General features: G+C 67.2%; 22 protein-coding genes, 1 tRNA gene, 1 pseudogene and 1 riboswitch. Of the genes and pseudogenes, 8 read left to right on the plus strand and 16 right to left on the minus strand.

Annotation, left to right across the window (positions count from 1 at the left end):
• The first annotated feature begins 69 nt into the window (after window positions 1–69).
• Together BLW78_RS16425 and BLW78_RS16430 are read left to right on the plus strand one after the other, a co-directional pair.
• Complete coding sequence (locus BLW78_RS16425) at window positions 70–573, plus strand: hypothetical protein (protein ID WP_091680853.1); 504 nt, start codon at window positions 70–72, stop codon at window positions 571–573.
• A gap of 100 nt (window positions 574–673) precedes the next feature.
• A complete protein-coding gene (locus tag BLW78_RS16430; RefSeq protein WP_020092823.1) occupies window positions 674–919 on the plus strand; it encodes a hypothetical protein in 246 nt (81 codons plus the stop codon).
• Window positions 920–925: 6 nt separating this feature from the next.
• Here BLW78_RS16430 and BLW78_RS16435 read toward each other — a convergent pair whose 3' ends face one another.
• The 3 genes from BLW78_RS16435 to BLW78_RS16445 form a co-directional block, all read right to left on the minus strand.
• A complete protein-coding gene (locus tag BLW78_RS16435) occupies window positions 926–1,996 on the minus strand; it encodes an acyltransferase family protein (protein WP_091680855.1) in 1,071 nt (356 codons plus the stop codon).
• A 116-nt stretch (window positions 1,997–2,112) separates the two neighbouring features.
• The gene (locus BLW78_RS16440) at window positions 2,113–2,487 is read right to left on the minus strand and encodes a restriction endonuclease (protein ID WP_091680856.1); all 375 of its coding nucleotides are present in this window, start codon (window positions 2,485–2,487) and stop codon (window positions 2,113–2,115) included.
• 15 nt (window positions 2,488–2,502) lie between these two features.
• Window positions 2,503–3,333 carry an alpha/beta hydrolase gene (locus tag BLW78_RS16445; RefSeq protein WP_091680858.1) on the minus strand — a complete coding sequence of 277 codons (831 nt, stop codon included), beginning with the start codon at window positions 3,331–3,333 and terminating at the stop codon, window positions 2,503–2,505.
• Window positions 3,334–3,457: 124 nt separating this feature from the next.
• Window positions 3,458–3,563, plus strand: a riboswitch (TPP riboswitch).
• Window positions 3,564–3,634: 71 nt separating this feature from the next.
• Here BLW78_RS16445 and thiC point away from each other — a divergent pair.
• The gene (gene thiC, locus BLW78_RS16450; RefSeq protein WP_091680898.1) at window positions 3,635–5,521 is read left to right on the plus strand and encodes a phosphomethylpyrimidine synthase ThiC; all 1,887 of its coding nucleotides are present in this window, start codon (window positions 3,635–3,637) and stop codon (window positions 5,519–5,521) included.
• Between the two features lie 22 nt (window positions 5,522–5,543).
• On the opposite strand, the gene BLW78_RS16455 is transcribed toward thiC, so the two are convergent.
• Window positions 5,544–6,062 carry a TY-Chap domain-containing protein gene (locus tag BLW78_RS16455; RefSeq protein WP_091680860.1) on the minus strand — a complete coding sequence of 173 codons (519 nt, stop codon included), beginning with the start codon at window positions 6,060–6,062 and terminating at the stop codon, window positions 5,544–5,546.
• Window positions 6,063–6,316: 254 nt separating this feature from the next.
• On the opposite strand from BLW78_RS16455, the gene BLW78_RS16460 reads away from it, so the two are divergent.
• Window positions 6,317–6,655 (plus strand): flagellar protein FlaG, encoded by a 339-nt coding sequence (locus BLW78_RS16460; RefSeq protein WP_020092829.1) that lies wholly within the window; start codon window positions 6,317–6,319, stop codon window positions 6,653–6,655.
• Window positions 6,656–6,665: 10 nt separating this feature from the next.
• On the opposite strand, the gene BLW78_RS16465 is transcribed toward BLW78_RS16460, so the two are convergent.
• The gene (locus tag BLW78_RS16465; RefSeq protein WP_091680862.1) at window positions 6,666–7,490 is read right to left on the minus strand and encodes a class II glutamine amidotransferase; all 825 of its coding nucleotides are present in this window, start codon (window positions 7,488–7,490) and stop codon (window positions 6,666–6,668) included.
• A 118-nt stretch (window positions 7,491–7,608) separates the two neighbouring features.
• Complete coding sequence (locus BLW78_RS16470; protein WP_091680864.1) at window positions 7,609–9,378, minus strand: N-acetylglutaminylglutamine amidotransferase; 1,770 nt, start codon at window positions 9,376–9,378, stop codon at window positions 7,609–7,611.
• 255 nt (window positions 9,379–9,633) lie between these two features.
• On the opposite strand from BLW78_RS16470, the gene BLW78_RS16475 reads away from it, so the two are divergent.
• Window positions 9,634–9,708, plus strand: a tRNA-Gly gene (locus BLW78_RS16475).
• An 819-nt stretch (window positions 9,709–10,527) separates the two neighbouring features.
• On the opposite strand, the gene BLW78_RS16480 is transcribed toward BLW78_RS16475, so the two are convergent.
• The 5 genes from BLW78_RS16480 to BLW78_RS16505 all read right to left on the minus strand — a co-directional run bounded on the left by BLW78_RS16480 (window position 10,528) and on the right by BLW78_RS16505 (window position 16,632).
• Window positions 10,528–11,928: a DUF2254 family protein gene (locus tag BLW78_RS16480; protein WP_091680866.1), complete on the minus strand. Its 1,401-nt coding sequence runs from the start codon at window positions 11,926–11,928 to the stop codon at window positions 10,528–10,530.
• Between the two features lie 834 nt (window positions 11,929–12,762).
• Window positions 12,763–13,317 (minus strand): PAS domain-containing protein, encoded by a 555-nt coding sequence (locus tag BLW78_RS16490; RefSeq protein ID WP_091680868.1) that lies wholly within the window; start codon window positions 13,315–13,317, stop codon window positions 12,763–12,765.
• A 345-nt stretch (window positions 13,318–13,662) separates the two neighbouring features.
• Window positions 13,663–14,700: a YihY/virulence factor BrkB family protein gene (locus tag BLW78_RS16495; RefSeq protein WP_091680869.1), complete on the minus strand. Its 1,038-nt coding sequence runs from the start codon at window positions 14,698–14,700 to the stop codon at window positions 13,663–13,665.
• Window positions 14,701–15,199: 499 nt separating this feature from the next.
• The gene (locus BLW78_RS16500; RefSeq protein ID WP_091680871.1) at window positions 15,200–15,919 is read right to left on the minus strand and encodes an SDR family oxidoreductase; all 720 of its coding nucleotides are present in this window, start codon (window positions 15,917–15,919) and stop codon (window positions 15,200–15,202) included.
• 56 nt (window positions 15,920–15,975) lie between these two features.
• On the minus strand, window positions 15,976–16,632 hold the full coding sequence (locus tag BLW78_RS16505) for an SDR family NAD(P)-dependent oxidoreductase (protein WP_091680872.1): 657 nt from the start codon (window positions 16,630–16,632) through the stop codon (window positions 15,976–15,978).
• A 33-nt stretch (window positions 16,633–16,665) separates the two neighbouring features.
• On the opposite strand from BLW78_RS16505, the gene BLW78_RS16510 reads away from it, so the two are divergent.
• A complete protein-coding gene (locus BLW78_RS16510; RefSeq protein ID WP_210186888.1) occupies window positions 16,666–17,649 on the plus strand; it encodes a LysR family transcriptional regulator in 984 nt (327 codons plus the stop codon).
• Window positions 17,650–17,890: 241 nt separating this feature from the next.
• On the opposite strand, the gene BLW78_RS16515 is transcribed toward BLW78_RS16510, so the two are convergent.
• Complete coding sequence (locus BLW78_RS16515; RefSeq protein ID WP_091680875.1) at window positions 17,891–18,547, minus strand: DsbA family oxidoreductase; 657 nt, start codon at window positions 18,545–18,547, stop codon at window positions 17,891–17,893.
• Between the two features lie 43 nt (window positions 18,548–18,590).
• On the minus strand, window positions 18,591–19,214 hold the full coding sequence (locus tag BLW78_RS16520) for an FMN-dependent NADH-azoreductase (RefSeq protein WP_091680877.1): 624 nt from the start codon (window positions 19,212–19,214) through the stop codon (window positions 18,591–18,593).
• 86 nt (window positions 19,215–19,300) lie between these two features.
• On the opposite strand from BLW78_RS16520, the gene BLW78_RS16525 reads away from it, so the two are divergent.
• Window positions 19,301–19,708 (plus strand): winged helix-turn-helix transcriptional regulator, encoded by a 408-nt coding sequence (locus BLW78_RS16525; RefSeq protein ID WP_091680878.1) that lies wholly within the window; start codon window positions 19,301–19,303, stop codon window positions 19,706–19,708.
• A 600-nt stretch (window positions 19,709–20,308) separates the two neighbouring features.
• A pseudogene (locus tag BLW78_RS16530) lies at window positions 20,309–21,937 on the plus strand (EAL domain-containing protein).
• Between the two features lie 89 nt (window positions 21,938–22,026).
• Here BLW78_RS16530 and BLW78_RS16535 read toward each other — a convergent pair.
• From BLW78_RS16535 to BLW78_RS16545, 3 genes are all read right to left on the minus strand, one after another.
• The gene (locus BLW78_RS16535) at window positions 22,027–23,070 is read right to left on the minus strand and encodes an HD-GYP domain-containing protein (RefSeq protein ID WP_170855171.1); all 1,044 of its coding nucleotides are present in this window, start codon (window positions 23,068–23,070) and stop codon (window positions 22,027–22,029) included.
• A 29-nt stretch (window positions 23,071–23,099) separates the two neighbouring features.
• Window positions 23,100–23,405 carry a hypothetical protein gene (locus BLW78_RS16540; protein WP_091680880.1) on the minus strand — a complete coding sequence of 102 codons (306 nt, stop codon included), beginning with the start codon at window positions 23,403–23,405 and terminating at the stop codon, window positions 23,100–23,102.
• 168 nt (window positions 23,406–23,573) lie between these two features.
• Window positions 23,574–24,395 (minus strand): methyl-accepting chemotaxis protein (locus BLW78_RS16545; RefSeq protein ID WP_244526964.1); only part of this gene is annotated, 822 nt, incomplete at its 5' end.

Genomic DNA, 24,395 nt, shown 5'->3' on the forward strand with positions numbered 1-24,395 from the left:
GCCGCTGGCCGGAAGCCGCCGACCGGATTATTCGGCACCCGCACCGCGAACCACGGGGGAATCGGGGACGTGCAGATTCGGATCGCTCTGGCCTTCGGGGCCATCACGCTGGGAGGTGGCGCGCTGGCACCCGCCCCGGCCCAGGCCTACCAGCTCGACACGGTGAACCTGGTCGGCTGCGCGCAGGAGGGCGGCGTCTGCCGGATGCCCTATCCCACCAACGTCTATTATGGCGTGCCCGGCCGGACGAACGGCCGGCCGTTCCCGCAGGGCGGCGTCGTGCCCTGCAACACCCAGACCTTCGGCGATCCGGCGCCGGGCCAGGCGAAGAGCTGCTGGTACGCCCCGCGGATCAACGCGGGCGGCGGTGGGGGCTACGGCGGCGGAGGCTACGGCGGTGGCGGCGGGGGTGCCTACGGCGGCGGGGGCGGCTACCGGAATGACGGCTACGACGACCGGCGCGACGCCTACCGCGACCGCCGCGACTACGACCGCCCGCCGCCGCGCCGCTCCTACGACGACGATTACGGGCCAGGGCCACGCCGCTACCGGGGTGATCCCGACGAGTACTGATCTCGGTCGAGCAGGGCAGGCACGGGAACGTATTTGCCCTGTTAACCGCGATCCGGCATCGTCCGGCTCCGCGGAGCCACGAGACGGGACGGAGGAGCTGATGACGGAGAATCGCCGCGGCACCTTCCGGAAGAACGCCTTCACGTTCGGCGCCGTGCTGCTCGACGGCGGCGAGGTGAGCTGCCTGGTCTGGGACGCCACCGACGTCGGCGCGCAGATCGAGGTCGAGGACGATCAGGCCGTGCCGGACCGCTTCGCGCTTCGTGTCAGCACGGGCACCGAACCGCGCCCGGCCACCGTGGCGTGGCGGCGCAGCCGGCGGATCGGTATCGCCTTCGACGGCTGAGGTCCCTCAGGTCGCCTGCAGGGCCGGGCTCTGCTTAGGCCCGGACCCGGCCAGCCGGAACCGGCGCGGCCGGACGAACAGCAGGTCGAGCGCCGTCCCGCGGACCAGCCGCTCCAGCATGAGCGGCAGGATTACCGCCATCGCCATGACGGTCAGGCTCGCGAGGCCGATATCGGTGATCGCGCCGGTGCGCACGAGGATCTCCCGTGTCGCCGCCATCGGCAGCGAGAAGGCGAGGTAGATCACGATCGAGCGCTGGCCGCAGGTCCGGACCGCCTCGGCGACCGGACCGCCGGCGCGGCCGATGAGAGCCGCCGCCACCACGATCGCGAGGGCTCCGGCCGCGCCGAGGGCGAGGCTCACCAGCGGCAGGCTGGCGAGGGTCGGATGATCCGGCAGGCCCGACGGGGTCAGCGCGAGCCAGCCTTCCAGGACCGCCCAGGCGCCGAGGCCGCAGAGGGCGAGCGGGACGCGGCGGCGCGCCGCGTCGGCGAGCGCGAAGATCCGCCCGGCGAACAGGTAGCCCGCGACGAAGTAGACGTAGCGGGCGCAGAACTCCTCGATCAGGGTCGAGTCGCTGCGGATGTCGGCGATCTGCAGCAGGGCGGCGCCGGCGAGGAGCACGCCGCCGGGCACGCGGCGCAGGGCCTTGGTGACCACCGAGAACACCGCCAGCAGGTAGATGAACCAGAGGCTGGAATAGGGCTCGATCAGCGCGTGGGCGAGATGCGCCGCGAAGGCCGCAGGACCGGCATCGCCGACGATCTTGCCGTACTTGGCGGCCGACTGGATCACCAGCCAGAGCAGGTAGAAATAGGCGAAGTGGACGACCCGGCGGTCGAAGAACAGGCGCCAGTCGCGGTCGATCACCCGCCCGACGAACAGTCCGGAGAGCAGGAAGAAGTCCGGGATGCGGAACGGCTTCGCGAAGGCGACGACCGGGTGGAGGAAGCCCTCGCCGCCCATGGCCTCGCCGGTGCCGATGACCGAATGCATCATGACGACCAAGAGGATGCAGATCCCCTTGGCGATATCGACCCAGGCGAGTCGATCCCCCGTATCCCCGACCCCGGCCATCGTCCGAACCCTCGCGATCGGGGCGATCCTGGACCGGTTCGGGTTGACGGCAAGGAACGGGGCGGCGGCCACCTGCGGATGTGACGAACGCCCGGTAAACGCCGGCCGGGCAGGTGTCAGATCTTGCGGCGCGCCGACTTCCGCTCGCGGGTCATGCGCGTGGCGGCGTGGAAATCGTCGGGCTTGCCGCGGACCCAGACGAGGAAGCGCGCGATCTCCGGATCGGCGCGCAGCGCCTCGACGTCGGCGAGGCGCTTGGCGATCTCCGCCTCGCTGTAGCGGGCGTGGATCGCCGAGTGGCAGATCTGGTGCAGCCGGACCGTGCCGCGATGGGTCCCGCCCTTCAGCTTCGGCGTGAGGTGATGGAGGCTGGAGCGGGCGCAGCGAGGGATCGGGCGCTCGCAGAGGGGGCAGACCGGGTCCGGCGGGCCCGGGACGCCCGGCGCGTCCGGATCCTCGGCGCTCCAGCGCTGCGAGCGCCGTCCGACCACGCGAGCCTCCCTCTCCTACCCCTGCTGGTCCACCGGCTGCGGGCAGGCCGGACCGACGCCCTGTCCGAACAGCGCCTCGGCCTCGCGATCCCGGCTCCCCAGGATAGAGACGTGGTCCCCCGGGATCACGTCGATCCGCGCCCGCGGGCCGGCCGCCTGGGCGAGGTTCCGCGCCAGCTTGGCCGGCACCACCGTGTCGTCGCGGCCCTGCACGATCAGCACGGGCGCCGACCCGTCGCGGATGCGCAGGTCCGAGCGGTACGTGTCGCGCAGGAGCCAGATCGGGGCTAGCGGGACATGCAGCCGCACGGTGTGGGTCATCGAATCGAACGGCGCCTCCAGGTACAGGCCGATCGTCGGCACCCGTTCGGCGACGGCCACGGCCACGGCGGCCCCGAGGGAGTGTCCGTGGAGGAGGATCGGCGCGTCGGGCGCCCGCGCCCGCGCGGCCTCGACGGCCGCCAGCCCGTCGCGGATCAGCCCGTCCTCGCTGGGGCTGCCGGTGGAGCCGGGATAGCCGCGATAGGCCACAGTGAGCACGCCCCAGCCGCGCGCCCGCCAGGGCTCCGCGGCGAAGCGGGCCGCGTGCGGCTCGGGGCGGGAGCCGTTGCCGTGGAAGCTCACGACGACGCCGCAGCCCGGCCGCGGAGGCCGCCACAGGCCGTGCAGGGTCTCGCCGTCGGGGGTCGCGACCGTGATCGTCGCGAGGCCCGGCGGGATCGTCCACGGGTTCTGCGGCCCGAAGGCGCCCGGATAGAGGAACCGGCGCTGCCCGAGCGCGAGCGCGGCGCAGGCCAGCCCGCAGACGAGGAGCGCGGCGAGCAGGAGGCCGGCGATGAGGCGCATTGCGGTGCGATCGCGGTGTGATTGGGTGCGGGAGAACGCGTGCGTTCGGACGAACGGTTTCGGGGATGTGTTTTCTAGGGCGGCCGGTCAGCATTGACAAAGCCGTCCGTGGGCCCGAGTCTGGAACCGTTCCGAGGGGGGCCCTGAAGAGGGCTGAGATTGGGCACGCTGCCCTGACCCTTGAACCTGATCCGGCTCATACCGGCGGAGGGACGGGAACCTGCGGTCGCATCTCGCGCGACCTCATCTCATCTCGGCCATCGCGTGGACCGGACCGCTCCAGCACGAGGAGAGGCCCACGATGAACGCACCCGTTCTCCCGAAGGACGTGAAAGGCAGCCCCGAGACCGTGACCACGGGTCCGGTCACCGGATCGCGCAAGGCGTACGCGAACCCGGCCGGGCGGCCGGACATCCGCGTTCCCTATCGCGAGATCGTCCTCTCCGATCCGAAGGAGGAGCCGGTGCGGGTCTACGACCCGTCGGGCCCCTATACCGAGACCGATGCCCGTATCGATCTCAACGCCGGCCTTCCCGGCGTGCGCGAGCCCTGGGTCGCGGCCCGCGGTTACGCGGCCGTCGCGCCGCGCGCGGTGAAGCCCGAGGATAACGGATTCGCGGGCGACAAGCTCGTGGCCCCCTGCCCCGCCGAGCGGACCATCCGCAAGGCGGCCCCGGGCCAGATGGTGACCCAGTACGAGTTCGCCCGCGCGGGGATCATCACCGAGGAGATGATCTACGTCGCCCATCGCGAGAACGTCTGCCGCGAGGCCATGCTCGCGGGCGCCGAGGCCGCGCTCGCGGACGGCCAGAGCTTCGGGGCCTCGGTCCCGCCCTTCATCACCCCGGAATTCGTGCGCGACGAGATCGCCCGCGGCCGGGCGATCATCCCGGCCAACATCAACCACACCGAGCTGGAGCCGATGGCGATCGGCCGGAACTTCCTGGTCAAGATCAACGCCAACATCGGCAACTCCGCCGTGACCTCCTCGGCCGCCGACGAGGTCGAGAAGCTCGTCTGGTCGATCCGCTGGGGCGCCGACACGGTCATGGACCTGTCCACCGGCCGCAACATCCACAACATCCGCTCGTGGATCATCCGCAACAGCCCGGTCCCGATCGGCACGGTGCCGATCTACCAGGCGCTGGAGAAGGTCGGCGGCGACCCGCTCAAGCTCGACTGGGAGGTCTTCAAGGACACGCTGATCGAGCAGGCCGAGCAGGGCATCGACTACTTCACCATCCATGCCGGCGTGCGCCTCGCCCACGTGCCGCTGACCGCGCGGCGCGTCACCGGCATCGTCTCGCGCGGCGGCTCGATCATGGCCCGCTGGTGCCTCGCCGGGCACCGGGAATCGTTCCTCTACGAGCGGTTCGACGAGATCTGCGACATCATGCGGGCCTACGACGTGTCGTTCTCGCTGGGCGACGGCCTGCGCCCGGGCTCGATCGCCGACGCCAACGACGCCGCGCAGTTCGGCGAGCTGGAGACGCTGGGCGAGCTGACCAAGGTCGCCTGGGACAAGGGCTGCCAGGTGATGATCGAGGGCCCCGGCCATGTGCCGATGCACAAGATCAAGGTCAACATGGAGAAGCAGCTGAAGGAGTGCGGCGAGGCGCCGTTCTACACCCTCGGCCCGCTGACCACCGACATCGCCCCCGGCTACGATCACATCACCTCGGGCATCGGCGCCGCCATGATCGGCTGGTTCGGCACCGCGATGCTCTGCTACGTCACCCCGAAGGAGCATCTCGGCCTGCCGGACCGGGACGACGTGAAGACCGGCGTCATCACCTACAAGATCGCCGCCCACGCCGCAGACCTCGCCAAGGGGCATCCCGCCGCGCAGCTCCGGGACGACGCGCTCAGCCGCGCCCGGTTCGACTTCCGCTGGGAGGACCAGTTCAACCTGGGCCTCGATCCGGATACCGCCCGGCGCTTCCACGACGAGACCCTGCCGAAGGACGCCCACAAGGTCGCGCATTTCTGCTCGATGTGCGGGCCGAAATTCTGCTCGATGAAGATCACGCAGGACCTGCGCGCCGAGGTGCTGGCGATGGAGGAGGCCGGCGAGGTCGTGGGCGCGGCGCCCGCGATGTCGAAGGCCGAGGCCGAGGCCGGCATGCGGGCGAAGTCGCAGGAATTCCTGGCCGAGGGCGGCAAGCTCTACGTCGACGCCGCCGAGTGAGATGGCGGCACGCCCGGTCCGCTCAGGATTCGGGCGCGCCGCAGCCCCGCCCCGGCGTTCCGCCGTGCGGGGCCTCGATATCGAGAATGTCGCCCGGGCGGGCGCCGTAGGCATCGTGCAGCGCCGCGAGCATCAGATCCGCGGCGATGCCCGTGTCGGGCGGCGATCCCAGCTCCACTTGGCGCGCGAAGTTCTCCGCCGGGTCCGCCTGGACGTATCCGAGCGCCGCCAGAGCCTGCCGTGCCGTCGCATCCAGCCGCAGGCGCCTTCGGCCGGGTGGCCCGTAGGCGCCCGACGCGGCCTCGCAGAACATCCGCGTATCCCGATCCTGGAAGATGCACTGGACGTAGCGCTGCGCCTGTCCGTGCGGCGCGACGACGATGAAGCGGTCGCGCGAGACGTCGACCGGCCCGCGCCCGTGGATGGCGTCGAGCCGCTCCGCGACGGCGCAGCGGTGCTCGCGGATGAACAGCGCGCGCGTACCCGGATCGCGAGCCGCGGCCGGCGCGGCGAGCGCGGGACTGGTCGCCAAGACGAGCATCGCCGAGATCCTGTACATCGCGTACTCCACGCTGCGCGGGGCGGGCCGCGGCCCCGTCGCGGGAAGACGAACCGGCTGGGCGCCGAGTCGACCCAGGAGAAAATTCAGCACGGATTTGTGTCGCCTCGGTAACGCGATGTTCATCGCATCTCCGATCCCGCCGCATCATCCGGTGGACCGGCGGTCGCCATTAAGGAACGATTAGGCAGGACTGCGCCTCAATCCTTCGATCACAGGATCGCAGGAGACCGGCGATGGAGATCCGAACGCTGACATCCACGACGCCGGGGCCGCAGGGCCTCGACGCGCTCGGAGCGACGGCCGCCGCCGCCGTGACGCAGCAGGCGCCCGAGCCCGAGACCTCCGCCAAGCCGCTCGAGCCCGCGGTGAAGCTCGACATCGGCACGAACGGCGGCAAGGCGCGGTACATCCAGGATCCGGACACCAGCTCGATCGTGTTCCAGGTGGTCGATCCGTCGTCCGGCAACGTGATCGACCAGCTCCCGAGCGAGACCGCCCTGCGCAATCGCGCCTACGATTCCGCCCGCAGCACGCAGGGTTCGCAGAGCGGCAGCCTCTCCCGCGTCGCCTAAGCGGAGTCGCTCAGGCGCGCAGCCGGCGGACCGCGTCATCGACCGGCGGCGCGGCCAGGCCGAACTGCGCCAGCGGCAGGATCTCCACCGGCGCGTCCCGCCGCGCGACGAGCACGCTGTTCTCAGCGACCGTCGTCCAAGTGCCGTGATCCCGGTCGAGCGGCTCCGAGGCGACGACCACGCCGCCCTCCGAAGCGCGGTAGTAGAGCGAGTTCGCCCTGTCGTTCGCGGCGTAGCGGAACGCGTAGAGATCGCGCCCGTCGGCCAGCGCCGCGGTGAACCGGAACGGATGCGGCCCGGCGAGATCCGTGAGGCGCGCGAGCGCGCGCGCCGTCGCCTCGACAGGATCGCGGCGCGGCCCCTGTCCCATCAGGCCGCAGCCCAGCAGCCCGAGGAAGATCGCTTCGGAATCGGTGGTCCCCGCGCGCGACGGGTACAGCTCGTCCGGGATCAGCGCCTCGACCGGGCGCCGCAGGCGGCTCCAGTCGCCGATATAGCCGTTGTGCATGAACAGCCACGGACCGCAGGCGAAGGGATGGCAGTTCGGCCGGGTGATCGGCGTCCCGGTCGCGGCGCGCACGTGCGCGAAGAACAGGTGCGAGTGCAGGTGCCGGCACAGGTAGCGCAGGTTGTCGTCCGACCAGGCGGGCTGGACCTCGCGGTACCGGCCGGGCTCCGGGTGATCGCCGTACCAGCCGAGCCCGAACCCGTCGCCGTTGGTCGCCGCGGTCGATTCGAGCGCCGCGATGCTCTGCGAGACGAGGCTGTGGGACGGCTCGGTGACGTAGTGCTCCAGCGGGATGGTGCGTCCCGCATAGGCGATCCAGCGGCACATCGACGGGCTTCTCCGGGTGTCTGTCGACCGGCTGATCCGGGACGATCGTGGACAAAGCGCGGCACCTTGAGCGCGCGGTCGATCACGATCCGTCGCGAAAGGCGTGCCGCGGCCCGTCTCAGACGCCGTGCGTCTGGAGCCAGCTCTCCAGAAGGGCCACCTGCCAGAGCTTCGAGTTGCCCTTGGGCGTCAGCGTGCCGTCGGGATCGGCGAGCAGATGATCGACGTAGGCGCGGTTGAAGATGCCGCGCGCGCGCGCCTCGGGCCGGTCCAGCACGTCGCGGACGTAGTCGAGGAACGGGCCGCGGATGTGCTTCAGCGCCGGAACGGGGAAATACCCCTTCTCGCGGTCGATCACCTCGGCCGGGACGACCGCCCGCGCGGCCTCCTTGAGGATGTACTTGCCGCCGTCCCGGACCTTGAGCTCCGCCGGGATGCGGGCCGCCAGCTCGACGAGGTCGTGGTCGAGGAACGGCACCCGCGCCTCGAGGCCGCAGGCCATCGTCATGTTGTCGACCCGCTTGACCGGATCGTCGACCATCATGACCTCCTGGTCGAGTTGCAGAGTCTTGTCGATGGCGCTGTCGCTCCGCGAGTTCGCGAAGAAGGTCGCGATATAGTCGGTGCTGTGATCGCCGCCGACCATGTCGGGCGTCAGGGCCTCCCGCATCTCGGCATGGTCGCGGTCGAAATACGCCTTCGCGTAATCGGCGACCGGGTCCGTCGAGCCCATCAGCTTCGGATACCAGTGATAGCCGCCGAACACTTCGTCGGCGCCCTGCCCACTCTGGATCACCGTCACGTGCTTGGCGACCTCCTGCGAGAGCAGGAGGAAGGCCACCGCGTCGTGGCTCATCTGCGGCTCCGACATCGCCGCGATGGCCGCGGGCAGCGCCTCCAGTGTCCGGGTGCCGTCGACCGCGAGCTTCGTGTGGTCGGTGGCGAAGGTCTCGGCGATGATGTCCGAGTACTTGAACTCGTCGCCTTCGACGCCGTTCACCGCGTCGAAGCCCACCGAGAAGGTCTTGAGGCCGCGCTGGCCACCGCGCGCCAGCAGGGCCACCAGCAGCGAGCTGTCCAGGCCGCCCGAGAGGAGAACCCCCGTCGGGACGTCGGCGACCTGCCGGCGCTCGACCGCGGTGCCGAGGGCGTCGAGGACGGCCTCGCGCCAGTCCGCCTCGGTCCGGCCACGGTCGGCCGCGCGGGGGCCGATCGCCAGGGTCCAGTAGGTCGACGCGTGCCGCGTCCCGTCCCGCTCGATCGTCAGGATCGTCGCCGGTGGCAGCTTGCGCACGCCCTTGAGGATGGTGAGCGGGGCCGGGACGCCCGCGTGCCAGCTCATGTAGTGGTGGAGCGCGACCGGATCGACCGCGGTATCGACGTCGCCGGCGGCGAGCAGGGCCGGGAGCGACGAGGCGAAGCGGAAGCGGCCCTTCGTCTCGCTGTAATAGAGCGGCTTCACGCCGAGCCGGTCGCGCGCCAGCACGACCCGCCCGGAATCCCGCTCCAGGATCGCGAAGGCGAACATGCCGGCGAAGCGCTCGACGCAGGCAGGTCCCCAGGCGTGGAAGGCCTTGAGCACCACTTCGGTGTCGCTCGTCGAGAAGAACGCGTAGCCCTTCGCCTCGAGTTCGGCGCGCAGCGCGCGGAAATTGTAGATGCAGCCGTTGAACACGAGCGCGAGCCCGAGGGCGGGATCGATCATGGGCTGCTGCCCGGCCTCGGACAGGTCGATGATCTTGAGCCTGCGATGGCCGAAAACGACCCGGCCGGAACCGAAGAGCCCCGCTGCGTCGGGCCCGCGCGGCCGCAGAGATCCCATCATCGCGTCGACGGCGGCGGGGTCCGCCGGCCGGTCGAAGCAGATCTCGCCGCAGATTCCGCACATGGTGTCAGCAGGGTCTCGGTCCGGCGCCACGCGCGCTTCTTCGAGCCAAAACGGCTCGCGCGCCGCGGCGTTCCGCCGACCCGGCCGGGACGCCGCGCCGGGCTCACGCGGGGTCGCCCGGGGATCACGACCGGGAGATGCCGGACCCGTTTGACGCCATCGCCGTCGAACTGCTAGACCATGGCCGTACATGAGCGCACGGCGCCGTTCGGAGTTCGCGCTCCGCGACAGACCTTATCCGTGCCGACCATGTTGGCGGGCGTAGTTCAGTGGTAGAACGTCAGCTTCCCAAGCTGAATGTCGTCGGTTCGATCCCGATCGCCCGCTCCAACTAACTCCTTGTAGATATTGAGATTTCTTGTGCCCTGAGCGGTCGAGGTGTTCCCTGTCGTTCCCCAGGTTGCCGAGAAGCTGCTTCGGCTCGGCCGCAGCCTGCTTGCGGGATCCAGCTTGGCGGTATGAGTGCCGTTTTCATGACGGCTGACACGTCGGACGAGAAGCCAGACTGAACCAGAAGGTTTGCCCAAACGAACTGCCCGGCGAGAGGAGGGTTTCGACTGCCGCGCTCGAGTCGATCAAAGCGAGTGTTCGGCCTTGCGCCATGAGCGGACATCAGCTGAACGCCCGGTAGCGACAATCAGTTTCGGATGACCGACCGTCTGGTGTCGACCCTTTGCAGAAGGTGAAACGTCCGTTTACGGGTTGATAGGTTGGCGCCCTAAGACCGCGACGGGTGGTTTTGCGACGTTCCGCTTAGCAGCGACCACGCGCGGAAGCGGACGCTGCTGATCAGACAGATGCGATCGCTGCCTGACCAGCGAAACCAGCATGATCTTTAAGCGTTGAGGCCGGCCTGCTGGAGATCATCATGTTTGCCAGGGTCTTCGTTGCTGCCGTTATCGGCGCCGTCGGGTCGGGCCTTGCGCATGCAGAGACAGGCGCACCCAACGCGGCAGGCACGGCAACCACGACAACCCGCCAAACCCTTGACACCGGGGCTGGAGCCTCCGACGGAAGCATACCGGCCTCCTCGGTGGGTGGGGGTATCATCGGCAGCGAGGCCGTACACGGCACGGGCGCTCACGAGGCGAAAGGCCTGTCACCTGAGTCGTCACGCCCCCCGTCCGGGAAGAAGTGACGGACGCCTGCTCAGGCGGATGTCGGCACGCGCGTCCCGCGGGAGTTGAGCGTGCCGATGCTCTCGGCCAGCGTTTCGGCTGCGGCCCGGATTGCCTCGGCGGCATCAGGCTCACCCCTGCCCGCTAAGCTTCGCCGGCAGCGGCTCAGCTCCTCTTCGAGATCTCGTGTCAGCACGTGGTCTCCGAGGCTCGATAGCAGCCGCTGCACCGTGTCGGTCAACGCCGGCAGCCGTGCGGCCGGCACGTCATCGATTAACGTCGCGAGGGTCCGCCAGACTTCGGCGGCCAGCGTGTTCTGCATGCTCTCGGAAGCGACGACGCCGATCGCCGCGATAGCCAGGATCGCATCATCCACCCCCCGATCGGCATATACGATCCGGGACGCGCTGTTTTCCGGGATCGCATCGGCGCTACTCCAGCGCGCGATGATGTCCCGCAGGCAATGGCACACCAGGATCGCCGGTTGCGGGTTTTGCTTCGATGTCGAGGCGGTCGTCCAGGCAATCGAGTAAAGCTGCTCGATCCCGAAGCCGGCATCGCTGTCGATCGTCCGGCGGGGTTCGATCTTGATAGCGGCAGTGATCGACCGATCGAGTGCCAGCAGCGCGTCGCCCAGCAGGGATCGGGCAGCGTGAATGCAAAAAAGCGGGTCGCGGAAGGCGAGGTTGGTGCCGACGCGGGCGATGATCTCGATCTCGGCGTCATGCTCCGCTGCGGACCGCTCGATCGTCGCGAGGTCGATACCGCACACCACGCCGTAAGCGTCCGTTCGGACGGTCTGCGACCACGACAGACCGGCGCGCGGTGTACGCCGGGTGCCCGCGATCATGCCCCCGTCCACGGCGCGGGCCTTGATCGTATGATCGTGGATCGCGGTGATGACGGAATGCGGCCGCATTTGATCGATGGTGCTGTAGATCAGGATCACCACCATGCACAGCGCCGCGCCCGTCATCAGGAGCGACAGTAGTGCCCCGATGATCGGTTTATGGTCGGGATTGGCGCTGCCAAGCGTCAACAGCACGAAGACGCTGAGACCTACGAAGAAGCCGAAACTCAGCTTGTTCGAGCGTCGCTGGATGAATTGGTCGTAGACGTGCGTGGAGAGGGTCGAGGCGGTTTGCTGTACGGCAATCAGCAGGAGGGAAAACGTGATCGACGTGACCGTGATCATACCCGACGCGACGGTACCGAGCAGGCTTGCGATTGCGCCCGTGTCCCCAAGCAGATGGGCGAGCCAGGGGAGCGGTGTAGGGCCAGGGCGACCCCACAGCGCGTCATCGAGCAGATAGCTCAGCGCGAACAGGCTCAGGAACGCCGCAACGACGATCAGTGGAAGGCCGATGAACTCCCGTAAAGACCGCCGAATAAGCGCCAGAATTTGGTCGCGGGCCCGATTTACGATTTTCATTCGGTTTTATTGAGCATACTTCTAGATCGTCTCGTTGGGTCGAATTCTGGACTTGGATCGATTTTAGATCAGCGGAAAACCATCATCCGCTGACCGTTGATTGCACAGCTCGTCTGATCGATCAGCGCTTCATGTTCTCGGGCAGATGCTCGATAGGGTCGACTCTTCCGCTGCTTCCGCTCCCCTGGACCGGTCCCCCCTTCATCACATCAGTGGACGAGCTGATGGCGCTCGGCGCAGAGACGCGGCCGGTCGGCTGATTGGCCGGCGCGGTGGAGCTGTCCGCATTGTGTGTCCCGGAAGGCAGGGTTCCTGGAGTTGGCTGATCAATCCTGCTGCCAACCGACTGCGCTTGTGCCGCGAAACCGACACCCGCAAGCGTGAGACCCGCTGCCATACCCAGGAACCGAACTGCCATACCGCCATCCCCCAGGTTTGCAGAAACAACACAGAAACACTGCGCCAACACAAACTCACGAGCTTGGTTCCTCAGGGCGTTAGGCCGTTCGGGCCAATAGCAGTTTGGGTCAGCCTCGCTTCAGATGTTTCGAGATCCGATGATACAGGCGGGCACAGCCCGTCGGGTTGGCGACCGTCGGTCTTGGATTTGTATCTATCGCTCATGCAGCGCAGGTGACGGGCGTCTGCTTTCGAGAAGCGCCGCGGCACGCTCGAAAGGCTCATATGGGTCGAAGGCGGGCCGTCTGTTTCAGTGCAATGGGTCAGGGCTCGCTTCCCATCCCGAGCCGAAATTGCCGGAGGGCTTACGAATAGCCGCTCTCGGAAACAGCCAAGGGCCGACTTTATGGCATCCTTGGGCGTACAGCAGCCCATTCAATGGAAGCGGTCGGTCGGTTCAGACGAGCTCATGCTCCGCGCCAGCAGAATGCCCGCCACCACGAGTGCCTGTCTCAGCACAGGGAGCATTTCCTTGGCGCTGTCCTGCTCAATGAGCCCGTGCGCGATCAGCAGGTAGTCAGCTACGGCTTCCAGGGCTGAGCCGGGTGGCGTCGTCGGGCTCGTAGGCGGAGGGACAAAGCGCGCGAGGGTGCCGTAGGCACTCAGCGGCTCCGAGCCGCTGGGGATGATCTCGGTTAGTGAGCCTAGGTAGCCCAGGAAGGTCTGCCCCGGTGGACCATAGGATGGCACGGCGCCGATCATCACCCAGGCGTGGCTGCCATCGGCCCGACGTAGGCGAGTGCGGAGGCTGTACTCGCTCTGCTGATCACGGACGCTGCGCAGGAAAGTGACGGCAGTCTCGTAGTCGTCAGGATGCATGCAGGTGAGCCATCCGTGTCCCACGGCTTCAGCAGCTGCCTGGCCGGTGAATGCGGCCCACTCGGGGCTGACGTAGGTCACGCGGCCGTCCGCCTGTGTGACGAAGATCATTTCGATATATCCGAGAGCCGAATGGTCGGTTGTCGGACCGTAACCTGTATAAAAAATTAGCTTCGTCCAGAAGTTGACAGGCGCTTTCTGAGACACTTTCTCCGCGAGGGGCCTCGGCACCACCATGAACGGGGGGCGATCCCGCAGGCAGGCGGCGTTTCGGAAAACCGCTTAGGCGTACGGCGTACCCCTCGGACAGTTCTTAGCGGGTGTGCCCTCGGCAGTATCGATGGCAAGGGAGGACGAGTGCGAATGACCGCTTCCGGGACGCACCGACGGCGGCCCAAGCGGCTGGTATGGGTCGGAAGACACCTTTCGAATGCCCAAGCTGGTGAGTTCAAACCCTTAGGGTGGCCCGACCGTGTCGGCGGCAAATGCCTTTCGAGATCCCAACGGCCTCGGTTGGCCAATGGTGCTATCCCGCGCCGTCTGCCGTTCCATCTCGGAGTTCAGTTCAGCACCAAGAAGGACGATGACTATCGAGATCCAGATCCAGGACATAAAGCCAATGCCAGCTCCGAGAGAGCCATAAATACGGTTATAGCTATCGAAGGTTACGACATACCAAGAGAATGCGGCCGAGGCGCCTACCCATCCAATCGCGGCAACGGCACTACCCCAACTGACCCATCTCCACTTTGCCTCACGGCGGCTTGGGCCGTATCGATAAACAAGCGAAAGGCCGAGGCTAACAAGGAAGATCAGAGCTGGCCAACGCATGATCCGGATCACTGTGTCCGTTCGTGCACCAAAGCCGATCTCGTTCAGCAGAATGGGAACGCCCACCACGATGCCGATAGCGGCCACTGTGACGATGGCTCCGGTCGTCGTGAACAGGAAGGTGGTCGCGTAGACACGCAATAAGGCTCGCTTCTCGCGCTCCCGATAGATGACGTTCAGTGCGTCGAAGAGGGCGACAACCCCTGAGTTGGCGCTCCAAAAGGCGATGAGGAAGCTGAGCAGTGAGGCCGTGCTGAGGGTCCCTGTGCCCTGTTGGGCAACGTGCTGAAGCTGAGCCGAAATCAGATCGAGAACGCCGTCGGGTAGGACCCCTATGAGCACGCTCAAGTGCTGGCCAATGACAGCAGGATCTGCGAACAAGCTGTAGAGTGATACGATCGTCGCGATGCCTGGGAACGTGGATAGAAGGGCGAAGAAGGCAACGCCACCAGCCGTTGACAGAACACGGTCGCGAGGGACCGCCCAGAAGACCCTCTTGAGAATGTCCCGCCATCCAGCGGGAGGTATTTCAGACGGCTGAGCCGCAGAGCGGCCATGGCCAAGCTCACGAGCCCGCTCTTTCGCTATCCTGATTGTTTCCTCATCGGGAGCGCGCGTGCTGACCGAACGCCAATCGTCACCGTCTGCCTCTTCTCGATTCATGAGATGGCTCACAGTGCGAAAGCGGGCTCTATGTCGAGCTTAGCCACCTTCCCCTCAATGGGCCAATAGGCCCATAGCTCGAGGTTCCCGTGTGCCTATGGCTGATGGATCTTACCTGGGAGCGCGGACCGCTCAAGAACGCTTGAGGCGGAAGGCTTCTCCACCAACGGGCGTGATGACGTCGTTCAAGCAGCAACACCGTGACTGAACGGCATGCCCATCTTGGCACCTAGCTGATTGGATGGACGGCATTTCATATTCGAGACAAGTCCGCTCCCGACCCTCTGCCGACCGCGCAGATGTCCGCATCCCGGCCGCATGTCCGACGGTGGGTTATGACTGCAGCGGGTGGTTTCCTGCGCGTCGGCTCTGGGCGCTTGCCGCCCCATAATCGGACATGGTCGTCAGCGAAACCAAGCGATGCTGCCACCGGTCGCTTGTCGTCCGCCCGTCGACCCTGTCTTTGACGTTTGGGTGGCGTCGAGGACTGGGGATTCGATCACGCGATGGTGCCGCCGCCGTCGACACGGACGTTCGACCCCGTCGCGAACGGAGTGGTTGCGAGGAACATCACCGCGTTGGCGATGTCCTCGGACTGGCCCACACGCCGCGCAGGCAGCCTCTCGGCCGCGCCGGCATACATGGCCGCCCGGTCCTTCTCCGGCATGCGCGACCAGAGCGGCGTCTCGATCAGGCCGGGCGAGACGGTGTTGACCCGGGTGGGCGCGAGTTCGAGCGCCAGCCCGCGGGCGAGGCTCTCCAGCGCCGCGTTGATCGCGCCCTGGAGCGGAGCGGCGGCCTGGGGCCGCTCGCTCATGAAGCCCGAGATGAAGGTCAGCGTGCCACCCTCCCTGATCCGCATGAACCGGGCGATCCGGTAGGCTCCCCAGAACTTGCTCTCCACGGCCGCCTTCGCGGCATCGAGGTCTAACTGCCGGACGGGGCCCCGCGCCGTCTCGGCCGCCGAGACCGCGATGTGGTCCCAGGGCGCCTGATCGGCGAAGAAGCGCTCGCTACCCTCGGCCTCGCCGGTGTCCAGCACGGCGGCGCTGGCGCCGGTCCCGAGCGTGCCGATGGCGTCGTCCAGCTTTTCCCTGGAGCGGGAGGCGACCGTGACCTCGGCGCCGGCCGCGAGGGCCGCCGCCGCGATGGCCAGGCCGATCCCGGAACTCCCGCCGACGACGAGGAAGCGTTGGCCTTTCAGCGTCTGCGTCGTCATCGGCGTCCCCCCGTTCCGTGGATCGGTTTGCGTGTCGTCGGTCACCCTGAAGTGGCTCAGCTCTTCGGGGTGTACAGGGCCTCGACTTCCCAGGCGCCCTTCGGCTGGCTGTGGAGCTGCCAGAAGTGCTCGGCGACCGCGTTGGCGTCTTCGGCGGTGGTGACGAAGCCCGCGACCGTCACGGTGGCGACGTGTACGCCCTTCTCCTTGAACGGCTCGAAGATGCCCTGAGCCAGGGCGCGGATGCCGGCCTTGCCGATGCTGAGCGAGAGGTACTCGGGATGCGGCTGCAACCCGAAGCCGCCGCCCGTGAACAGGACCGAGCCCGATCCGCGCTGGAGCATCTTCGGCGCTGCGGCCTGGGCGGCGACGGCGGCACCGCCGATGTTGACGGCGAGGTCGGTGTTGAAGCTGTCGCGCGGCTGGTCGGCCAGCGTCTGGTTGCGCATCGAGGCGGCGTTGAAGTGCAGCACATCGATGCCGCCGAAGTCGCGCTCGACGCCCTCGACGAGCTTCGCGACGCTGGCGGGGTCAGCGGCATCCACGGTGCGGACGTCAACCTTGTGGCCCTTGGCCTTGAGCTGCTCGGCGAGGTCCCTCACCTTGCCCTCGTCGCGGGCGCTCAGGACGACCTGGAAGCCCTCGCGGGCGAAGCGCTCCGCGGTCGCGAGACCCATGCCTGGGCCGGAACCGATGCTGAGGAAGGTGCTCATCGTTTGTGTCTCCTCGACGTTTCGATGCACCCGATGTACGCCTTGCACCTGGTCGGATTAATCCGGCCTCCTCGCATTTCACTCGTGCAGGTCATGCAGGAATTGCCGGATCAAATCAGCTTGGACGAGCTGGCTGCCTTCGTAGCGGTCGCTGAGGCGGGCAGCTTCGCCAAGGCCGCGGAGGCGCTCGGCCGGGACGCCTCAGTGCTGTCGCGGCGCGTTAGCCAAGTCGAGCAACGCCTCGGGGTCCGCCTGCTGTCGCGCACCACGCGGCGCGTGGCGCTCACGGAGGTCGGCGCGACCTACTGTAGGCGCGTCCAGGCGCTGCTTGAGGAGCTGGCGAGCGCGAGCCGGGAGGCCAGCGACCATGCTGCCAGCCCGCAGGGACTCGTACGGGTCTCCCTGCCGCTGACCTTCGGACGCCAGTGGGTCTCGCCACTGCTGCCCGGCTTCCTCGCACGTCACCCGCTGATCCGGCTGGACCTGCGGTTCACCGACCGCTTCGTCGACCTCGTCGCCGAAGGCATCGACGTCTCGATCCGGGTCGCGGCGGGTAAGCCGCGCGACAGCAGCCTGACCACTCGCAAGATCGCGATCTACCGGAACGTGCTGGTGGCCTCGCCGGGCTACCTGGCCAAGCGGGGCAACCCGGCTACGCCCGCCGACCTCGCCGGCCATGCCTGCCTGGGCTTCACCGGCTACGCCGCCTGGCCCGACTGGCCGCTGACGAAGGGCGGCCGGCGACAGACGGTGCGCCCCGACTGCACGCTCGTCGCGGACCACTCGGAGGTTCTGCTCGCCGCGGCGGTCGAGGGTGCCGGCATCACCTTCACGGCCGACTGGCTGGCTGGACCGGCCCTGCGCGATGGCAGTCTGGTCGAGGTGCTGCCGGGTTGGGGCGGACGCGAGGACGGCGGCGTCTACGCCGTGATGCCACCGGGCCGCTTGGTGCCTGCGAAGACGCGCCTGTTCGTCGATGAAGTCGCCTCAGCCATCAAGGCGGGGTGGGTGCGCTGAGTTGCCCTCGCTGTGCATCCTGCACGTCCGCTTCGGAGAAGAGCACAGAGCCCGTTCTGCGTCTGGGTTGGGTCGGGTGCGGTACAGCCGCTTGGGGAAGGCTTCCGCCGGTCCGCTTCCGAGCAGCAACGGACAGAAGCGGACCTTGTATCTTCTGCCGCCTCCGACCGTCGACCGGCGCAGATCTAGCTCATTCAGTCGAACGACGCTCGATCCATTTGCTCACGGGCTATCAGCGCGCTCACGATCCCTCATGGTTGGTCGTAGCCCCACCCGTGGCCTGTTGGATGGCCAAGGCAATCTCCTCCTCACTGCGTCCCCCGCTAACGGCGAAGCGGCCTCCGAAGACAAAGTGAGGGACCGACCTGACCCCGGCGGCTGCCGACCGGGCCGCCTCCTGCTCGACGCGTCGGTGCTGCGCGGGATCGAGCGCCAGCGCGCGGGCTTCCTGACGCTCGAACCCGTAGGCCACGGCGATATCGGCGAGGATATCGGCGTCCGAGATGTTCTTGGCTTCGAGGAAATGGGCACCGGTAATCGCGACTGCGAGCCGGTGCTGCGTACCGCGTTCCCGCGCCGCGAGGATCAGCCCGTGCGCCGCCTGCGTCCTGTAGGTCCAGGCTTGGCGGCTCAGGTCTAGGTCGAGGCCGGACGCCCGCGCCTCCGCCTCGGGCCGGGCGAACGACACCTTCGGGTCGGTCACGCCATAGCGCGAGCGGAGAAGGTCGGGAATGTGCAGGCCCTCCGCGGGCGCATCGGGAAGCAGGAGGACCGGATGCTGACGGATGTCCACGTCGAGCTCGGGGAAACGCTCCGCCAGGATCTTGTCGAGACGATGGTGTCCGATGATGCACCAGGGACAAGTAACCTCGGTGTAAAGTTCGATTGGCAGCGTCATGGCATCACCCTGATCGGGCCGACGGGACTGGGGACCACTCAGATCACGCATGCAGCGTTTCCAGGACCGAGCGGACCCGGCCTGCGGTGACGTCGATGGCGGCCCGGGCCGCCTCCGGCCCGAAGACGGTGCCTTCCACCCGGACGAGTTCGACGTCGGTCAGTCCGATGAAGCCCAGCAGGTGGTGCAGATATCCGGTCTGGAAATCGAAGGGGGCCCATTCGCCTTCGGAGAAGACGCCGCCTGCGGCGGCAACGAGATAGACCTTCTTGCCGGTCAGGAAGCCTCGCGGCCTGCCGCCTTCGCCGTAACCGAAGGTCACGCCCGGCCAAGTGATGTGATCGAACCAGGCCTTGAGCTGCGACGGCGGGCCGAAATTGATCATGCCAGAGCCCAGGACGATCGAGTCGGCGGCCTTCACCTCATCGACAAGCTCCTGGGCAAGGCGGACCGCCTCGGCCTGCTCGGGCGTTCGCTCCTCGGGGGGCGCGACACGGCCTTGGATATAGGCCTGTCCGATATGCGGCAGCGGGGCGGCCGCGAGATCGCGGATCGAGAGGGTGCCGCCTGTGCGAACCATCAAGCCTTCGGCGATCTCGGTCGCGAAGCGGGTGGAGAGGCTATCGGCGCCACGGGGGCTCGACGTGACAAGGAGTATGGAGGCCATCGTTGCTCCGACACGACTAGGACGGTAATTTATTGTTACCGACCCTATTAAAGTGCCTGCTCCGACCCTCGCAAGAAGGCATTCCTATGACACTTGGTGACATCGATTTTCCTACCCCCGGCGAAGGTGACGATTGCCGGGTGGTGCGCGAAATCCTCGATCTCGTCGCCGACAAATGGAGCCTGTATGTCATCGCCACGCTCAAGGATGGACCGGTTCGGTTCAATGAGCTGCGGCGTCGGATCGACGGGATCTCGCAACGGATGCTGACGATCACCTTGCGCGGACTGGAACGCGACGGTTTGGTCAAACGGACACTATTCGCGACTATTCCGCCGCGCGTGGATTATGAGTTGACGGATATGGGGCGGACCCTGTTCGCTCCAGTTATGGCCCTCGTAACTTGGGCGAACACCAACCAGGGCAGCATCCAACGCGCCCGGGTCCGATATGATGAAAGCCAGGGCGCGCGCGCGGGACAGCCCGCGCAGTAGCCTGACGCTGACGGCGGCTTCGTCTTTGTTCTTGGGCGAGCCACGCCATCAAGCTGCGCCCTACACCACCAAGAAGTGGCTGCTTTTGGGTTGCACGGACGGCGACCTGGATGTCTGTGTTGGGTCGATTGCGGATCGACCGCTTCCGGCTCAAGGGCCGAGGTCCCTTCGCCATCCTCCGCGGTCACTTACGCAAGTGCACCTCTCGAATATAAAACAATCCTTGTATTTTTCATGATTTCGAGCTGGCGTGATTGCGAAAATAATATTGCAATATCTTATCTTTGTTCGAATATCGGCCAGATTTGCCTCGTGATATAATTGCGCGATCTTATCTGTTAATTTGGAAAAGGTGCGTTTTTGCTGTAGGAAAGGCAATCTGTAGCTAAGGAAGCCCCTGTGTCCCATCCCGATCTGAGGCTTGTCGAGGCTGTTGATAGTCCGGGAGATGAGGTGCTCCTACGACATGCAAACACGTCGATTTCTGTTCGGGACAAGGCCGTAGCTTCGCATGCGGAGCTCGGCAATAATGCCAGCATCGCCTTCCCAAGCATGGTCGCGACTGAACAAAGTCGTCTGTTCGAAGCCGCTTTGCAGAACATGATCCAGGGCTTGTGCATGTTCGATGCGCAGGGCCGCCTCGTCGTGTCGAACAGGCGCTATCGCGACATCTTCGGCATCCCGCAGGACATGATCCTCACGGGCATGACCCAGCACGATATCTGTGCCTCTTTGGTTGCGCGGGGCCTCTACTCGCCGGGACTCAGTCTCGAGGAGATCGAGCGCAGCACCCAGGACGCGCTGCAATCGATCGAGCCCGCGCCGATCACGCGCGAACTCACCAACGGACGCACGCTGGCGATCAACTATCGCGTCATGAACGGCGGCGGCTGGGTCTCGACCTTCGAGGATATCACCGAGCAGCGGCGGAGCGCGGAGCGCATCGCCTACTTGGCCCACCACGACGCCCTGACCGACCTTGCCAACATCCGGTCGATGCGCCAGGGCTACCGCGACCTAGTCGAGGCGCGGGACGACGAACAGCCGCTGCTAGCGATGTTCTACATCGACCTCGACCGCTTCAAATTCGTCAACGACACCTACGGGCACGCGGCCGGCGACGAGCTCCTGCAGGAGGTCGCCGCGCGGCTGCGGAGGAACACGCGGCGGGGCGACGTCGTGGGCCGCCTCGGCGGCGACGAGTTCGCGCTCGTGCAGCGCGTGAGTGTCGGTGCCGCTGCGACATCGACCGCCCAGCGCCTCGTCAACGTCCTGTCGGAGCCGTTCGATCTCGCGTGCGGCCGCGTCCATACCGGCGCCAGCATCGGCCTCGCGATCCGCGCGGTCCAGGACCTGGACATGGACCCGCTGCTGCACGATGCCGACCTCGCCCTGCGCCATTCGAAGACCGAGGGGCGCGGCATCGTCAGCGTCTTCGAAGCCAGCATGTCGGAGGCCTTCGAGGCGCGTCGGCAGATCGAAGCCGACCTCCAGGCCGCGCTGACGGCGGAGCAGTTCGAGTTGCACTACCAGACCCTCGTCGATGCCCGAGACGGACACGTCGCCTGCGTCGAGGCGCTGGTGCGCTGGTGCCATCCCACACGCGGCCTGCTCCCACCGCTGTCCTTCATTCCCCTGGCGGAGGAATCCGGCCTCATCCTGCCCCTCGGCCGCTGGATCCTGAAGCGGGCCTGCCTGGATGCCTTGGCGTGGCCCGAGACCGTCGATGTCGCCGTCAACGTCTCCAGCGTCCAGATGCGTCAGAAGGGTTTCGGCGCGGAGGTGCTTGCGGTATAGGCGGAGACCGGCCTGGCCCCCGCGCGGTTGGAGATCGAGATCACCGAGACCGCGCTGCTGGAGGAGAGCGAGGCGACCCGGGACAATCTCGCCGCGCTCAACGGCGCCGGCATCCGGATCGCCATGGACGATTTCGGCACCGGCTACTCGTCTCTGAGCTACCTGCGCCGGTTCCCGATCGACAAGATCAAGATCGACCGCTCGTTCATGAGCGAGGCCGAGACAAGCCCCGACGCGCGCGCCATCATCCGGGCCGTGGCCGGCCTGGGCGTCAGCCTGGGCATCACCACGGTGGTCGAGGGCATCGAGACGGCGCAGCAGCTGGAACTCGCCCGGGCCGAGGGCGTCGGGCAGGTCCAGGGCTACCTCCTGAGCCGGCCGCAGCCGCACGCGGCGCTGTCGAGAACAGGTCTTCCGAAGCACGTCTGGTGAGCCGTGCGGTCATCATCGAGACCGCAAAGGCCTAAATGGGCGGGAACGGCGCGGCCCCCGCTGAGAAGGTCAATACCGAAGCCGCCGTGCTAGGCGCCGTCCGGATCGAAGGCAATTATCACCGGCCGGAACGCGTTGACGAGATCGGCGTCTAACCGGCCGGTCATCGATTGCACGATGCTGTAAGCCTCTCGACCCGTCATCGCCGGCCGGTACGGGCGCCGCTCGATGAGCGCACCGTAGATGTCGCAGATCGTCACCAGCCGCACCAGGTCGGGGATCTCCGGTGCCCTCAGGCCGTCCGGGTAGCCTGAGCCGTCGAGCATCTCGTGATGCGACCGCACGACCTGCAACACCTCCTGCGAGAAGCCGCTGTCCACCAACATCTCGTAGCCGATGGCCGCGTGCATGCGCATCACCGTCATCTCCGGCTCGGTCAGTCGACCCGGCTTGTTGAGGATCGACAGGGGAATCTTCGTCTTCCCGACATCGTGCACCAGAGCCGCCTTTGTCAGCCTGGAGCTGTCAAAATCATGGAGCCCCAACTCGATCGCAAACGCGGCAGAGAGGCCGGCGACGATCAGGCAGTGCTGCTGCGTTGCCTCGTCGAAGCGCCGTACGGCGCTGATCCAATCGCGGATGCCGCATTGCTGTACCGCGCGCATGACCAGTTCGGCGCCGGTGCTCGCTAGCTCCGGCGTGACCGCCCGGCCGGAGAAGAAGGTCTGAACGAAGAAGAGCCGTGCTGCGGCCGCCAGCTCCGTCGCGATAGCAGAGCCACCCTGATCCTGAAGCTGCTCGATCGTCTCTCGCATCAGCTCGATCGCCGATGTGGCTGAGAGAGTATCGTCGGCACCGAGCAGCCGCGCCTGTGCCTCGGCACGAGCGGCGTTGCCGTGGATCAGGAACAGGAACGGCGCGCCCGCTGCGCGTACCGGCTTCAGAAGCCGTTTGAAGCGCACGGTCGCGTCCGAGGTGAGCTGTGCCACGTCGCCTATGATCAGGTCGGGCACAACTGCCGATTCCACTTCGGCGTAGAGGTCGTGGATCGAGCAGTGTCGTGTCGAACCGAGGTCACGGGCGAGGCGCCCGGACCGGGACAAATCGTCGGAGATCAACAACACTGCGCCCATGTGCTTCCCCCTCGCAAACGCTGGGATTGTCAGGCGTTGGCCGGAAACCGCTGTGCCGTACCGGCGAGCCTCTCGACCGCACCGACGAGGCACCGCAGCGCTTCACACGTTGCCGGATCCAACAGGCCGACCTCGGTCAGCGATCGATCCAGCCCGTCGAGGGCACCCTGGAACGCACGGCTCAGCTCCAGGAGCCTCTCACTGCCTGCATGGATGTGCGGCACCCGCGAGCCGAGATGCTCCCCGCGCGCGTGTGCGGCTGCCAGATCGGCACTCAGGCGCCCAAACTGGCTCAAGCTGGAAGGCCGGATCGGAAGGAGGCAGACGTCAGTCATGGCGTTTATAGCCTAAAAGTGAGAGGGGGCGTTTGACTGTCGCGCCGGCTTGCCCACACCGGCTCGACGGCCTGAACGCGGCAGACGGGATGCGGTCGCCATTCGCTCCGATGATCGGTGGCGCTCTTGCGAGATCGTCGGGCGAAGCGAAGGTCTGGATCGTATGTGTCAGCCGACGCCGCGCGCGGCTTCCCGAACCTGGCGGGTGGCCGCGTCGACCTGCTCGTTGGCCCGCGCGATCGCCGCCATGCCGCCCGCAATGGTCCCGACCCCGCGGGAGGCCGTGTGCATGCTGCCGGAGATCTCCTGGGTCACCGCCGACTGCTCCTCCACGGCCGCCGCGATCGCCGCCGAGATCTCGTCGAGCGCCCGGATCGTGCCCTGGATCGAGCCGATCGCCGACACCGCCTCGCGCGTGGTGGCCTGCGTCGTGGTGATCTGGTCGCGGATCTGATCCGTGGCCCTGGCGGTCTGCTCGGCCAGCGCCTTCACCTCCGACGCCACGACCGCGAAGCCCTTGCCGGCGAGCCCCGCCCGGGCCGCCTCGATCGTGGCGTTGAGCGCGAGCAGGTTGGTCTGGGCCGCGATGCCCTGGATCATGGTCACGACGTCGCCGATCTGCGCCGCCTGCCCGCTCAAGCCCTCGACGATGGTGCTGGTGTGCCGGGCCTGCTCGACGGCCTCGCCGGCCATCCGCGCCGCGTGGCTGACCTGCTGGCTGATCTCCCCCACCGAGGCCGACAGTTCCTCGGCGCCCGAGGCCACGCTCTGGATATCGCCGGACACCCGCCCGGCGAGGTCGACGGCCTCCGCGGTCCGGCGGCTGGCGCCCTCGACGGCGGTGCCGATCGCGTCGAGGTCGACGCCGATCGCCCGCTGCGCCGCGACGCGCCGGTGGCGCTCCTGGACCTGCGCGGTGATGTCGGCGGCGAACTTGACGACCTTGAGGACGCAGCCGCTGGCGTCGAGGATCGGGTTGTAGGTCGCCTG

The organism is Methylobacterium sp. 275MFSha3.1 (assembly GCF_900108435.1).
In the GTDB taxonomy this organism is placed as follows: domain Bacteria; phylum Pseudomonadota; class Alphaproteobacteria; order Rhizobiales; family Beijerinckiaceae; genus Methylobacterium.

Coding starts and splice junctions, on each gene's coding strand:
- BLW78_RS16460 (WP_020092829.1), top strand. CDS start 6,317: ATGGAGATCCGAACGCTGACATCCACGACGCCGGGGCCGCAGGGCCTC.
- BLW78_RS16525 (WP_091680878.1), top strand. CDS start 19,301: ATGACACTTGGTGACATCGATTTTCCTACCCCCGGCGAAGGTGACGAT.
- BLW78_RS16480 (WP_091680866.1), bottom strand. CDS start 11,928: ATGAAAATCGTAAATCGGGCCCGCGACCAAATTCTGGCGCTTATTCGG.
- BLW78_RS16515 (WP_091680875.1), bottom strand. CDS start 18,547: ATGACGCTGCCAATCGAACTTTACACCGAGGTTACTTGTCCCTGGTGC.
- BLW78_RS16465 (WP_091680862.1), bottom strand. CDS start 7,490: ATGTGCCGCTGGATCGCCTATGCGGGACGCACCATCCCGCTGGAGCAC.
- BLW78_RS16435 (WP_091680855.1), bottom strand. CDS start 1,996: ATGGCCGGGGTCGGGGATACGGGGGATCGACTCGCCTGGGTCGATATC.
- BLW78_RS16430 (WP_020092823.1), top strand. CDS start 674: ATGACGGAGAATCGCCGCGGCACCTTCCGGAAGAACGCCTTCACGTTC.
- BLW78_RS16445 (WP_091680858.1), bottom strand. CDS start 3,333: ATGCGCCTCATCGCCGGCCTCCTGCTCGCCGCGCTCCTCGTCTGCGGG.
- BLW78_RS16505 (WP_091680872.1), bottom strand. CDS start 16,632: ATGAGCACCTTCCTCAGCATCGGTTCCGGCCCAGGCATGGGTCTCGCG.
- BLW78_RS16495 (WP_091680869.1), bottom strand. CDS start 14,700: ATGAATCGAGAAGAGGCAGACGGTGACGATTGGCGTTCGGTCAGCACG.
- BLW78_RS16510 (WP_210186888.1), top strand. CDS start 16,666: ATGTACGCCTTGCACCTGGTCGGATTAATCCGGCCTCCTCGCATTTCA.
- BLW78_RS16535 (WP_170855171.1), bottom strand. CDS start 23,070: ATGGGCGCAGTGTTGTTGATCTCCGACGATTTGTCCCGGTCCGGGCGC.
- BLW78_RS16470 (WP_091680864.1), bottom strand. CDS start 9,378: ATGTGCGGAATCTGCGGCGAGATCTGCTTCGACCGGCCGGCGGACCCC.
- BLW78_RS16455 (WP_091680860.1), bottom strand. CDS start 6,062: ATGCTCGTCTTGGCGACCAGTCCCGCGCTCGCCGCGCCGGCCGCGGCT.
- BLW78_RS16500 (WP_091680871.1), bottom strand. CDS start 15,919: ATGACGACGCAGACGCTGAAAGGCCAACGCTTCCTCGTCGTCGGCGGG.
- BLW78_RS16540 (WP_091680880.1), bottom strand. CDS start 23,405: ATGACTGACGTCTGCCTCCTTCCGATCCGGCCTTCCAGCTTGAGCCAG.
- BLW78_RS16490 (WP_091680868.1), bottom strand. CDS start 13,317: ATGATCTTCGTCACACAGGCGGACGGCCGCGTGACCTACGTCAGCCCC.
- thiC (WP_091680898.1), top strand. CDS start 3,635: ATGAACGCACCCGTTCTCCCGAAGGACGTGAAAGGCAGCCCCGAGACC.
- BLW78_RS16520 (WP_091680877.1), bottom strand. CDS start 19,214: ATGGCCTCCATACTCCTTGTCACGTCGAGCCCCCGTGGCGCCGATAGC.